The sequence below is a fragment of the Botryobacter ruber genome (assembly GCF_003347595.2).
Taxonomy (GTDB): Bacteria; Bacteroidota; Bacteroidia; order Cytophagales; family Hymenobacteraceae; genus Pontibacter; species Pontibacter ruber_A.
Window position 1 is genome coordinate 112757 of record NZ_QCZK02000031.1, and the last position, 13813, is coordinate 126569.

At 49.7% G+C, this 13813-nt stretch carries 9 protein-coding genes and 1 pseudogene; 9 read left to right on the forward strand and 1 reads right to left on the reverse strand.

The annotated features are described in order from the left end of the window. The 7 genes from DCW36_RS09245 (at window position 1) to DCW36_RS09275 (ending at window position 8583) form a co-directional block, all read left to right on the forward strand. A complete protein-coding gene (locus DCW36_RS09245) occupies window positions 1–1014 on the forward strand; it encodes a polysaccharide deacetylase family protein (protein WP_114782254.1) in 1014 nt (337 codons plus the stop codon). 162 nt (window positions 1015–1176) lie between these two features. Next, window positions 1177–2409 carry a glycosyltransferase family 4 protein gene (locus DCW36_RS09250; RefSeq protein WP_114782255.1) on the forward strand — a complete coding sequence of 411 codons (1233 nt, stop codon included), beginning with the start codon at window positions 1177–1179 and terminating at the stop codon, window positions 2407–2409. 82 nt (window positions 2410–2491) lie between these two features. Then, window positions 2492–3454 (forward strand): glycosyltransferase family 2 protein, encoded by a 963-nt coding sequence (locus tag DCW36_RS09255; protein WP_114782256.1) that lies wholly within the window; start codon window positions 2492–2494, stop codon window positions 3452–3454. Between the two features lie 62 nt (window positions 3455–3516). Beyond that, the gene (locus DCW36_RS09260; protein ID WP_114782257.1) at window positions 3517–4449 is read left to right on the forward strand and encodes a glycosyltransferase family 2 protein; all 933 of its coding nucleotides are present in this window, start codon (window positions 3517–3519) and stop codon (window positions 4447–4449) included. A 483-nt stretch (window positions 4450–4932) separates the two neighbouring features. Continuing rightward, on the forward strand, window positions 4933–5934 hold the full coding sequence (locus tag DCW36_RS09265; RefSeq protein ID WP_240676109.1) for a glycosyltransferase family 2 protein: 1002 nt from the start codon (window positions 4933–4935) through the stop codon (window positions 5932–5934). Beyond that, complete coding sequence (locus DCW36_RS09270) at window positions 5910–6929, forward strand: glycosyltransferase (RefSeq protein ID WP_114782259.1); 1020 nt, start codon at window positions 5910–5912, stop codon at window positions 6927–6929. The genes DCW36_RS09265 and DCW36_RS09270 overlap by 25 nt, the downstream gene beginning before the upstream one ends. A gap of 217 nt (window positions 6930–7146) precedes the next feature. Beyond that, on the forward strand, window positions 7147–8583 hold the full coding sequence (locus DCW36_RS09275) for a T9SS type A sorting domain-containing protein (RefSeq protein ID WP_114782260.1): 1437 nt from the start codon (window positions 7147–7149) through the stop codon (window positions 8581–8583). A 72-nt stretch (window positions 8584–8655) separates the two neighbouring features. Here the strand turns inward: DCW36_RS09275 and DCW36_RS22555 are convergent, their stop codons facing one another. Continuing rightward, a complete protein-coding gene (locus DCW36_RS22555; RefSeq protein ID WP_164891086.1) occupies window positions 8656–8799 on the reverse strand; it encodes a hypothetical protein in 144 nt (47 codons plus the stop codon). A 699-nt stretch (window positions 8800–9498) separates the two neighbouring features. Between DCW36_RS22555 and DCW36_RS09280 the strand changes: the two genes are divergently transcribed. Continuing rightward, window positions 9499–12561 (forward strand): T9SS type A sorting domain-containing protein, encoded by a 3063-nt coding sequence (locus DCW36_RS09280; RefSeq protein WP_164891087.1) that lies wholly within the window; start codon window positions 9499–9501, stop codon window positions 12559–12561. Between the two features lie 855 nt (window positions 12562–13416). Then, window positions 13417–13813, forward strand: a pseudogene (locus DCW36_RS09285) (hypothetical protein); the annotation flags it as partial.

The window sequence follows — 13813 nt, forward strand, 5'->3', positions numbered from 1 at the left end:
ATGGTTCGCTACCTCATCGACAGGTTTTTGAAGCCGCAGGCGCTGGTACTCATGTATCATCGGGTAGCTGTGCCTGCTGCCGATGCCTGGGATATAGCGGTAAGCCCTGAAAATTTTGAACAGCAACTGCAGGTGTTAAAGAATACGGCAAACGTAATTCCGCTCAAAGAGCTGGTGGAAAGGGTTAAGCGGAAGAAAGTTGAAAAGAGCACTGTTGCTCTCACCTTTGACGATGGGTATGTTGATAACTATCAGGTAGCCAAACAGTTGCTGGAAAAATACGGGCTGCCTGCTACCTTCTTTATCTCTTCCGGCAATGTAGGCAAAGACGCAGCCTTCTGGTGGGACGAGCTGGAGCAGCTGATTCTGTACACGCCACAATTGCCTGACGAAATAGCTTTAGCAGTAGGCGGGGAGCAGGTTGCGATGCATCTTGGTGAAGAAGCACAACTAACCGGGAAGCAGCTGGAAATAAACAGGTCGTGGAGGGCCTGCGAAGAAGTGCCCCCTTCCGGGCGCTGCGCACTTTTTCTCAAGCTGTGGCAGCGCCTGAAGCCGCTGCCTGCTGCGGTGCTGCAAGAGCAGCTGCAGCTTGTCCGGAACTGGGCCGACGCTGCAACGGAAACCCGGCCCGCTACTAAAAGTATGTCGGTAGCCCAGTTGCAGGAGCTGGCACAGCACAGCCTCTTCGACATTGGAGCCCATACCGTCTCGCATCCTGCGCTGGCTTCGCATAGCCTGGAGTACCAGAAAGCGGAGCTGGAGGTGAACAAGCAGTATCTGCAGGAAACTATAAATAAAGAAGTAAGCCTTTTGTCTTACCCCTACGGCAATTACAATCACGACACCTTAACAGCGGCAGCTGATGCGGCATTCGAAGCAGCCTTTACGACCGAAGCAAGGGCTGTTACGAACCGGTCGCATCCGTACCGCCTGGGCAGGTTCCAGGTTAAAAATCTTGCTGAACCTGCCTTTCTCTATGCCCTTGAACATTGGAAGCGACTGAATAACTGATAAAGCCATGTTACACCTGGTTTGTGCTGATAAGAGAGCAGCGGGCATTGGCTTTGCAACTTATTAATGGTTCTGTACCTGCCACTACAGCCTCTGCGCCACCATAGCCCCGGCAGGTAAATAACGAAGCTCCGGAAGAACAACCTTAAGCTGTATAAATGAATGAAAACCAATTATATCCCTGCCAGGAATATTAAAAGCTTTATCAGGTTTTATTTCCCGGTCTTATTTGCCCTGCTGCAAAAGGTAAAGAAGAAGGTAAATAAAAAGAGGCCCCATGCCAACAATCGTAATTACCATGCGGGGTTCAAGCCTTACCAGGTAAAAATGCACCAGCCGCCAGGGGCCGACCGTAAAAAGATTTTGCATGTCATCTGTAACTTCTGGACAGGTGGTTCTGCCCGGCTGGTTATCGATTTGGTTGAACACCTGGGGCATTTGTATGAACAGAAAATTATAACCTACGACGTGCCTGAAATTCCTGCTTATACCGGCGTCCCGGTTATCGTGCATAAAGAAACAGGAAACCCTGAAGCTATACGTGCGGAGCTGGAAAGTTTTAAACCCGTTCTTGTTCATGTGCATTACTTAGGGCATCATAAAGATGAATGGGGTGAGCAGGATTGGAAATGGTATGACTACGTTTTTAAAGGGATTGAAGCGTATGGCTGTAAGGTGGTTGAGAATATCAACATCCCGACAGAGCCCTATACCTCCGGGGCCGTTAGTCATTATGTTTATGTCAGCCGGTATGTGAACAATGCCTACAGCAGGGCAGAACACAACAATGTCGTCATTTATCCGGGTTCTGATTTTACTCATTTCAACAGGACCGATTACACGGCTATACCGGACAACTGCATTGGCATGGTATACCGGCTCGAACGGGATAAAATAAATGAGAAATCAATCGATGTATTTATAGAGGTTGTAAGGCGCAGAAAAGGAACAAAAGCACTGATCGTGGGCGGAGGTAGCCTCCTGGACTATTACCGGAAAGCAGTCGCCGAGGCCGGTTTAGCAGATGCTTTTACCTTTACCGGGTACGTAGCTTACGAAGACCTGCAGCATTTTTATAAAAAGATAAGTGTTTTTGTAGCGCCTGTTCATAACGAAAGCTTTGGCCAGGTAACGCCTTTTGCCATGAACATGGGCATACCGGTGGCAGGCTACCGTGTAGGAGCCCTACCGGAAATTATTGCCGACGACAGCCTGCTGGTACCTCCGGGAGATACTGAAAAATTAGCTACGTTGCTTATTGCGTTACTGGATAACCGCAGGAAGCGCCTGCAGATTGGGGCTGCAAACCGTGCGCGGGCGCAGGAGCTGTTTTCAGTTGAAGCAATGGTGCGGTCTTACCAGCAGATTTATACCGCAATGACTGATCAGGCATAGTGCCGGATGTTGTAGCGCTTAACTTAGCCTGTTTGTATAAGCCATGCATTGTGATGTTTTTGACTACTAAAATTTTCGCGTCATGATAAATGTTGATGAGCCTGTAAGGCTAAAACAAGAAGAACGAACGTCGCCGGAAGTGGTAAGCAAAGGCATGGTTTCGGTAATCATTCCGTGTTATAAGCAGGCGGGGTATTTAAAAGAGGCCATCAGCAGTGTGTTGGAGCAAACATACCCTCACTTCGAAATTCTTGTTGTGGACGATGGCTCTCCCGATAACGTGGAAGAAGTCGTGCGGGAGTTTACCCAGGTAAAGCTGATCCGGCAGGCAAACCAGGGAGCAGCTGTAGCCCGTAATAACGGGATGCTTGCAAGTAAAGGGGCTTATCTGATATTTCTTGACGCGGATGACCGTTTGCTGCCAAACGCGCTGGAAGCAGGTGTCTCGTTTCTGACAGAAAATCCGGGTTGCGCATATGTTTCGGGCCTGGTGCAGCTGATTGATGTGAAGGGTGATTTTATAGAAATACCGTCGCAGCCAAAAGTAGAAAAGGAACACTTCAAAACATTATTACGGTCTAATTATATCTGGACACCCGGCGTGGTAATGTACCGCAGCGCAATCTTTGCTTCTCAGCATGGGTTTGACCGGCATGCAGGAGGTTCAGCAGATTATGAAATAAACATCCGGATTGCCAGAACCCAGCCAATTGGTTGCCATGGACAGGTGATTCTGGAATACCGCCAGCACGGCGCAAACATGAGCGGAAACCTGGCCTACATGTTAAAGTCTGGTGTACGTGTCCGCCGGGCCGGCTACAACTATGTAAAGCATGATCCGGGCTTATTGAAGGCCTGGCGGGCCGGAATACAGATCGTGCAGGATGATGTAGGAAAGCGGCTGATCAAACAAATAAAGGCCAACATATTGAACGGAGCTCCCGGAAAAGGAATCCTGAAAGATGGGTGGTATGTGCTGAAATACTACCCGAAGGGAGTGCCAAAATTAATCCGGGCTAAACTGAGGCGCCTGGTAGGCTGGTAGCAGATGCCCAGTGTCAGTATTGGTAACAGGAACTTCTTCTTTTTACAATAAGAGTTATTACGATGGAATCTAAATCAAATCACAGGCCCCTGGTTTCTATCATTACGCCGTTCCTTAATACCGCACGGTTTCTGGAAGAATGTATAGAAAGCGTGATACACCAGACATACGATAACTGGGAGTTGTTGCTAGTGGATGACGGCTCATCTGACGGCAGCTCGGAAATTGCCAGGAACTATGCGGCGAACTATCCGGGTAAAATTTATTGGCTGGAACACGAAAACCACCAGAACCGGGGCGCCAGTGCTTCCCGTAACCTGGGAATCCAAAGCTCAAAAGGAGAATACATCGCTTTTTTAGATTCGGATGATATTTACCTGCCTGCCAAACTTGACGTACAGGTCCCGCTCTTAACGGCACACCCTGAAGCAGGTATGTTGTACGCCTCTACCGAGTACTGGTACAGCTGGACAGGCCAGCCGCAGGATGTCCAGAAGGACTGGGTCTGGGAGCATTTTGGCGTTCAGCCCGACACCTTGATAAGGCCACCACAACTGTTAACTACCTTTTTGCGCGATGGAGGCACAGTGCCCTGTATGGGGAGTGTGCTGGTGCGGCGACAGGCTATTGAATCGGTGGGCGGTTGGGAAAATGTGTTTAAATACATTTACACGGACCAGGTTTTTCATACCAAAATATGTTTGAACTGGCCCGTGCTGGTGTGCAGTGGCTGTTGGGACCGCTACCGGCAACACCCGGATTCTTCATGCCATATGGTTGAAAAGACCAATAAAGCCTACGTTGCCAGGTACAATTATTTAACCTGGCTGGAAAAGTACCTGACAGAGCAGCAGGCGCATACGAATACCGAACTGTGGGAGGCGTATAAAAACGAAATGTGGCCCTTCAGGCATCAGTACCTGAACAAGATTGTGGTATTCAAAAACCGGGTTTTAAAAAGGGTAAGAAAGAAGCTTGATTTACTGAAAATATAAAACGTAGCAGAATACATTTACCTGCTTCCGTTGCCAATGCTCCTAAAGCTAAGGAGCTGTGGCAATGGAGGCAGGTGCAGCGAAGTAAATTTACAGCCGGAAGTGTAAAAAAAAGCCACCAGTCCTTACCTGGTACCGCTCTGGCTGCTCTCCTGTTTACCGGCCATCAGGCTTCACAAAGCAAATCCCATTTCTCCCGGTAACGGAAGTCTCAATGGCCCCGCTTCAGGAAAAAAATGTTCCTGTTCGGGGGCATGGTGATAGCAAAACAATCCAATTCTATAAACTAGGCCAAAGTGCCATCCTTGTATAATTATATGGTATAAGGAATAATAATTTGAGTAAAAAAACCGGGAAGGTAGGTGTAACTACTTAAAGTTAAATAACAGCAAAATATTTTTATAATATTTTAGTACAAGTATTTCTTTTATTCGTATAGAAAAAGGGTAATGAAAGCGTGTCTGAAAACCTGTGTGAGAAATAATGATAAATATCCCCCTGCATCCGCCTGTTATACCGCCGCTTACTACCGGGCTGCAACGGCCTTTGTGGTCGGTGATGATACCGGTGTATAATTGCGGGCAGTTCCTGGAAGAGACCCTGGAAAGTGTACTGCTGCAGGAAATACCGGAGGAGGAGATGCAGATAGAAGTAGTGGACGATGCCAGTACCGACGTGGATGTAGAAGCACTGGTAAACCGGATCGGGAAAGGCAGGATAAAGTACTTCAGGCAGGCACAGAATGTCGGCAGCCTGCGCAACTTCGAAACCTGTATAAACCGCTCGAGAGGTAAGCTGATTCATTTGCTGCACGGCGACGACAAGGTAGGCAGCGGGTATTACCGGAAAATAGAAGCACTCTTTGCGCAGCACCCCGAAGCGGGAGCCGCTTTCTGCCGGTTCAGATGCATAGATGAAAACGGCAACAAAGTATATAATAAAAGCAGCGAAAGGCAAACTGACGGAATCCTGCAGAACTGGCTTCTGGAAATTGGAGAGCGCCAGCGGATACAATATGTTGCCATAACAGTACGCCGGGACGTGTACGAAAAGCTGGGTGCCTTCTTTGGTATCGTGTACGGCGAAGATTGGGAAATGTGGGTACGCATAGCCCGCAACTACCCGGTAGCTTACACACCGGACATGCTGGCCTATTACAGGAAACATTCCGCTTCTATATCAGGCAGCAAATTTCTGAAGGGAGAGCATCTGCAGGATCTGTATAGCGCCATGAAACTTATACAGGATCATCTGCCGGCAGAAAAGAAGCAGCACATCCTGGAAAAATCAAAGCGCTATTATGCTGCCTACGGCCTGAAAGTAGCCAATGAACTCTGGCATAAGCTGCACGACACCCAGGTGATACATGCACAGATAGAGCAGGCGCTCAACCTGAGCAGGAATCCTTTGCTGTACCTGATGATCCTGAAGTTACAACTAAAGTTAACGCTCTACAGGCTATGGAGGCAGGTGTATCGGTCGTAATTTGTACATACAACGGGGCTGCCCTGCTCCCGGAAACAATATGGCACCTCGCACAGCAGCGCGTGCGGCCGGAAATTGCCTGGGAAGTGATTGTCGTAGACAATGCTTCTACCGATGATACTGCTGCCGTAGCTGTGGCGGAGTGGGAAAAGCACCGGGGCCCTGTGCCGTTTTCGTTGTTGCATCAGCCGCTGCAGGGCCTTAGCTATGCACGGGAACTGGCACTGGAGCAAGCGCAGTACGAATTTGTGCTGTTTTGTGACGATGATAACTGGCTGATGCCCGGTTATATCAGCCGGGCTTATGAACTGATGCTGCAGCATCCTGCTATTGGGGTGCTCGGCGGCAATGGCGAACTGCTCTTCGAAACAGCGCCTCCGCACTGGGCCGCCAGTCTCAGTATGTATGCCCACGGGCCACAGGCGCCGGCATCCGGCAAGGTTAAGAGCAATGTGGTATACGGGGCCGGATGTGTGATGCGCAGAGCTGCCTACGAAATTATCGTCAGCGCCGGGTTCAGAACCATGCTCACTGACCGGAAGGGAGCCAGCCTGAGCTCGGGAGGAGATTATGAGCTTTGCTATGCTATCGCCCTGGCGGGTTTTGATATCTGGTATGATGACTGCCTGAAGTTTAAGCATTTTATGCCGGCAAAACGAATTAACTGGGAGTACAGTACCCGCTTCTTTAAGGAAAGTGCGCAGAGCTTTGAGGTGTTAATTCCCTACCGTATCCGGACAAACCTGGGCGGCAGGAACATCCTAGCATTTAACCTGAAGTATGTCCGGATTATTCTGGCCTATGTTGCAAAACTGGCGGCGGCACTGCTGGAAAGGCAAAGGTTAGCTCCCGGTACAGAAGCGGGTAAAATCAATACCCTGAAGCTTCTGGCATTAAAATCTAAACTGTTAAGCTTCGCCAACTATAGCGGTATGCGCGAGAATTTTCTTAAAATTTTAAAGGTTGAAAAACAGTACCTGCGACATAATTTATAAAGTTCAGGTTCCGCTCTAAGAACACACACGACAAAACACACACCCGGAATTTGTTGCTTTACTAAAGTAACAGTAATTCTTGTTCCTCATTATTTTTCAGGATTTGCGGCAGTTACTGGTTTCTGTAGTAACAGGAGTAAGGTAGCAGCGATAGTATTGTCTATCATATAGGATTTGATACAACGTTTTTTTACTATGATAATACAGGGTTCCTACTATGAAAAAATTTACCGTTCTGATGCTTTTTGCATTGCTGCTCTCTTTTAACCTAACTGCCCAGCAGGAAACAAACACCCCCGGATTCACCTCTGTCACTAACCTTACGCCACTTCCTATTGTAAGGCACACGGCAGATAAACCACAGTCCAAAGTATGGTCTTATGCCGGAAAGCACTGGGCTGTGTTACCAGACAATACCGGCACCCACATCTGGCGCCTCGACAGCATTACCTGGACCAATGTACTCACCATTTCCTCCAGCACCTCCACCCGGGCCGACTGCAAGGTGGTGGGCGATGTGGTGCACATCCTGCTCTTCAGGGGCACTTCCGCTGCTTACCTGTTATCGGCAGAATTTGTACCTGAAACCAAAACCTATAAGCTATGGTCGCAAAGAGCCGAAAAGGCAGAACTGCTCCTTGACCCTGTAGCTGAAACAGCAACGTTGGATATCGACGGCAAAGGCCGCATGTGGGTGGCCTACGACGCCGAGAGCGATGTAAAAGTGCAGTGGAGCGATCCGCCTTATGCTGTCTGGAATGCCCCGGTAACGGTAGCCTCCGGCATAAAGGAGGATGATATCTGTACAGTAATCGCGCTGCCCGGTAAAATAGGCGTGTTCTGGTCGAACCAGGTTACCCAGCGCTTCGGCTTTAAAACCCATACCGACGGAGCTGCGCCCACCTCCTGGTCCGCGGATGAAGTACCTGCCTCGCAGTCGGCTTTTAATGTAGGCAAAGGCATGGCCGACGACCACCTCAATTTAGTCGCGGCAAAAGACGGTACTTTATACTGCGCCGTAAAAACCAGTTTCGACAAACAGGGTTACCCGATGCTCGGCTTGTTGGTGCGCCGCCCTTCCGGCACCTGGGACGACATGTACCAGGTTTCCGATACCGAAGGCACACGGCCTGTTGTTATTCTGAATGAAGTGATAGGCAAACTCAAAGTGATTTATACAGCAGGAAGTTTTGGCGGTGAAATCCTGTACCGGGTATCGCCTACTTCCCATATCTCCTTCAGTTCGCCTTTAACATTGATCGGCGGCGCCTATAACTATGCCACCAGCGTAAAAGCCAGTTACAGCTCAGAGGTAGTTATTCTGGCTTCTACCAGCAGCGAGGCCGTTGGCGTGCTGGCCACAGATCCGTCTCCTGTAAAAGATGAGTTGTTAGGAAACATCTATGTTTATCCAAATCCCATCTCCTCCACCGGCATTGTCAGCTTTGCGTTGCCCGAAGGCGGTGAGTACAGGATACTGCTTTACAACAGCAATGGCGATAAAATAAAAGGATTAGAGGGGGAAGGCGTTGCAGTGGCAGGAGAGCTGTATACAACGCAGATAAACTGCGCCCACCTTGCCAGCGGGCTCTACATTGTAAGGCTTCAGACCAGTAAAGGCACCAAGCATTTTAAGCTAATCTTAGATAAGTAACCGGCCTGAGTTAGTTTAACCCGTTCTCTCATTTTCGCTCCGGAAGGATCTGGCGGGCTTTATACAGGATCCTTATCCCCGGGCGGCAACCGGCTGCTTCCCCGGAATAACGGGAAGTAAACCAACTCTGTCCGCAAAGGAACCAACCAGTCTAAAAAACTCATCATCATCCTCATCAGGAAAAGGATGGTTTAGCTGCTGCAGCAGGCTGGCCATCTTTTCTTTTAATTATGCCCGCCGGAGTAGCTTTGCTGGTCCAAAGCCGGTGGCAACAGGTGGGGCCACGCTACCATTATGCTCCCGGCGCCTTCCCTAAGCCTTGGCTACCACCTGCACGCGAGTACAGGGGGGGCGATTACTCTGCTGTCCCTGCCACCAAAGCCTCTGCTCCTCACCTTACAGGTACTATGTTTTGCTGCACCAGCCACCATTCCTGCTGCTGTTCTTCCGGCTTTTGAAGCTTCATTTTTTAACACGCCACAATTAAACGTTCACCAGTCCTACAGGTACTTTCACATCATTTAATGTTTTTCTAACTAAACTATATATAAATATTGCAACTTTATGTTCTTTTGGCGCTATAACGATACTGTGCATTAACCTTCTTTTGTCTTATTAATGGCAGCTGATGCCCGGGTTGTGGCAATGTGCCGGTTTATAAGATGCGTTAAAACTTGCTGAATTAACTATTGGCCTGTTTTTCCTCCGACTGAACTGCCTGTGCCTCTGTCGTGCAGGCAGAAGGGTAGGATGTAGCCGGTAGCAACAGTTGCCGGGTTCTTTTATGCAGTCTGATACCACGTCCGAAAATAATTTGTCGCTTCGTATTGCCTGCAGGTACTGTTTTAAATGCAGAAACAGGACATGGGTTGTATTCATCTGATTTTTTTCTGCACTTTATATAGTATAATTTCTATGAAAACCTTTGTATTTCTTCTTGCATTAGCACTCCTGTTGCCCGCAGGCTTAACAGCCCAAACCAGGCTTTTTCCTTTTGGATCTGACTGGAAGTTCCTGGATGATGGCACCGACCAGAAAAACGACTGGCGCCTGGCTACTTATAACGACGGAAGCTGGCCTTCCGGCAAAGGCAAGTTCGGCTATGGCCTGAGCGACATCATATCCCTGATAAGCTTTGGCCTGGATCCCAAGAAAAAGCACCCGGCCGCATACTTCAGAAAAGTTGTTAACGTCCCCGACGCAACGCTCTTCGGCTCCTACGAAGCCAGCGTCTACCGCGACGATGGGCTGGTGGTGTATGTGAACGGGGTGGAGGTATACCGGAACAACATGCCCACAGGCGACATCTCCTATAAAACTTTAGCTATAAGCGCAACAGACAATGGCAGCCAGGCGCAAACCTTTAAAATAAGTGGTAAAGCTTTTAAAACCGGTTCCAACCTGGTTGCCGTGGAAGTGCACCAGGCCAAACTGAATAACGGGGACACGGATATGGCGTTCGATATGACGTTAACCGGCCTGCCCCCGGACGTAACTCCTCCTGTAGTGCAGAGCATCAAACGCCAGTCGCCGGCTACAGAGACCACCAGTGCCACCTCGGTTGTTTTCAGGGTAACGTTTTCGGAACTGGTTTTTGGCGTGGATGCAAGCGATTTTACCGTCGTTACCTCCAGTGGTTTAACTGCCCAGCTGACCTCCGGAGCTGTAGCAGCAGCAGGGAAAGAGGGCAGGGAATATGATGTTACGGTAAGCTCGGTTTTGGGAGATGGTACACTGCGCCTGGACCTGAAAGCCAGTGGCACCGGCATCGTGGATGAAGCAGACAATGCCATCAGCGGCGGCTATTCCATAGGAGATACTTACATTATCAGGCAGGATGTTACGCCACCCGTGGTGCAGAGTATCAAGCGCCAGTCGCCTGCTTCAGAGCTCACCAATGCCACGGCTGTTACCTTCCGGGCGGTCTTTTCGGAAGGGGTTAGCGGAGTAGACAAAAGCGATTTTAGTGTGATGGTTGTAGTAGGAACCTTTACCAGTGTGCTTGCCCCTGGTGCAGTGGCGGTGGTCGGTACCGATGGCAGAACCTATGATATTACCGTCAGTTCCATAGCAGGGGATGGCATCCTGCGCCTGGACCTGAATGCCAGTGGTACGGGCATTCAGGATGCGGTCGGCAATGGCATCACATCTGGTTTTACCGCCGGCGAAACCTATACCATCCAGCAGTCGCCCCAGGATGTGATGGCGCCTGTGGTGCTGAGTATCAACCGGCAATCGCCTGCCAGCGCTACGGTTACTGCTACGGCTGTCACGTTCCGGGTAACATTTTCAGAGAAAGTGACCGGGGTAGACAAAGGAGACTTTACCATTACCAGAACGTCCGGCTCGGTTAGCGGAACGCTGGCTTCTAACGCGGTGGCCCCGGTAGGTACTGATGGCGAGACCTACGACGTTACGGTCAGTTCCATTACAGGACAAGGAGAGTTGCGCCTGGACCTGAACGGAGGTGGTACGGGTATTAAGGATGCAGCAGGTAACCTCATCGGTACAGGCTTTACCGGTGGCGAAACGTATACCATCCAGCCCTTGGTGCTATTGAACGGTTTTACCACAGTTACCCCGCTGACACCCTTACCGGTAGCTAAAAACACGGCTGAAAAACCGCAATCCAAAGTGTGGATGCACGCCGGCAAGCATTGGGCTGTGATGCCGGACGGGGCGGGTACGCACATCTGGCGGCTCGACGGCACCACCTGGACCAATGTGTTCACCCTGGCCTCCAGCTCCTCTACCCGTGCCGACTGCAAGGTGGTGGGCGATGTGGTGCACGTTCTCCTGTTCAGGGGGAGTTCTACGCCTTACCTGGTATCAGCAGAATACGTTTCGGCTACAAATACCTACAAGGCCTGGACCCAGCGAACATCCCGGTCTGAACTGGCCCTTGATCCGGAAGCTGAAACAGCCACTTTAGATGTAGACAGCAAAGGCAGGATGTGGGTAACCTACGATGGCACCAGTACGGTATATGTGCAGTGGAGCGATTCGCCCTATAAAACCTGGAGTGCGCCGCTGTCGCTTGCCACAAACATCCACGACGATGATATAAGTGCGGTGGTAGCCTTGCCCGGTAAAATCGGCGTGCTTTGGTCGAACCAGAACACGAAACGCTTCGGCTTTAAAACCCATACCGACGGGGCAGACCCCGCCAACTGGTCATCGGATGAAGTGCCCGCCTCACAGTCGGCACTGGATGTGAGGTATGGCATGGCTGATGATCATCTGAACATGGCCGTAGCCAGCGACGGAACTTTGTACTGTGCCGTAAAAACAGGTTACGATACGCCGGGCTATCCCAAAATATCGCTGTTGGTGCGCCGCGCCAACGGTACCTGGGACGGTATTTACGAGGTAACCGATGTGGTAGGAACCAGGGGTATCGTGCTTTTGAATGAGGCGATAGGAAAAGTGCGGGTCGTTTATACCTATAGTGAGGATGGCGGCGATATTCTGTACAAGGAATCCTTAACCTCCAGTATCTCCTTCGGGTCGCAACGTACCCTGATAAGCGGGCTTTATAACAATGCTACCAGCATAAAAGCAACCTTCAGCTCAGAAGTGGTAATACTGGCATCAACCGGTTCCGAAGCGGTTGGTGTGCTGGCAACCGACGGAGTTGCTGCTGTCTCAACGTCCTCTACAGCGCTCGCAACTGCAGCTCCCGGTTCAGGTGCTCCGGTCGGAAAGCCGGACATTATACAGAACGAATTGCTGGCTTATCCGAACCCGGTTTACTCCATCGGTACGATAAGATTTGCGCTGGCAGAGGAGGGAGAGTATTCGCTGAGGCTTTACAACAGCAAAGGTGCACTGGTAGTCCGCATCAGTGAGGGCAGTGCAAAGGCAGGAGATCTGCATGCCGTTGAGGTAGATGGCACCCACCTGAGCAGAGGCCTCTATTTTATCAGGTTGCAAACAGCCAGAGGAGCCAAGTCCCTGAAGCTAACAGTTGAAAAATAGCTTTCCAGGCAGGCTGGTACAGCTGTGCCTGGCCTGCAGGTTTAGGTTAAACAAACCAGCATACCGGCACGTTCGTTCATGATCGTGCTGGTGTGCTGGTTAATTTTTTGTATTCTGTATGGGCTTTTAAAACACCTGCAGTAGTTCTGCCGTGCCGCTTCTTTTTTTTCTTGCTGCAGATGCGCTTTTAAGCTGTTTTCGTTCTGCTGCCCCTGCCACCACAGCCTCTGCTCAACAGAGTACAACTTATTTGTCGTACAGCCTCCGGGCATATCTCTTTTTTAATCCCAGGGTTGTGTTTGCATTATAGATGCAACTAGTTGCATCTGGCGTTCCGGGTTGGTTAGAAAATGTCTTGCCTTTGTTTTGGAAATGGATGCTTTTTTGAAAGTATGTAAAAATATCTATATAATGTTAGGGCGTCCGCTCATTCTTGTGTAGCTGTGAAGCAGGAAAACATTTACCTGTCATATCATCCCATACACATGAGCAAATGTGTCTTTGGCTAAATAAGCTTTGATTGTTTAAACTTCCTATAGCTATATTCATATAATACATAGCTGCCAGGTACTGTCTTCCTTTCAACAGAAGAAGCTATTCCGAAGGAATTGCGTTCTCTCACACTTCACACCAACTTTTATCAGAATGATGATATGCATTATTGTCTACGTGTTATGTATTATGAAAAAACAAAGAATATTTATGAGGTATTAATTGAGTTCTGTAAACCATGATTCACATTGCGGGTCTTTTCTCATCGCAATTTTTATAACCCTGCAAAGCAGTGCTGGCTGACTGTTATAAAGCTTATCACTTCTTTGTCGGGAAAGGCACATTTTACATACCAATATTTATATGAGAGACTATATCATTACCCTCGTTTGCACTCTCCTGCTTCCCATAAGTTTAAGTGCTCAAACCAGTGTGACGGGCTTTGTGCTTGTCGACTCAGGCACAGAACAGGACATCCGTTCCATTAGCGACGGAGACGTTATTGCGCTGTCCTCGCTGCCTGGCACCAAGCTTAACATCCGCGGCAACACCTCCCCATCCACGGTGGGCAGTGTGGTCTTTGAACTGAGCGGCACCCAGAGCAAAACCTATACCGATGTCCGTGCTCCCTATGCGCTGCACGGCGACAATGGCAGCGGCAACTACTACTACGGCAACTGGAATCCGCCGGCAACAGGTACTTACACGCTCAAGGCCACCCCGTACTCGGGCAGCGACGGCACCGGCACGCCCGGTACTG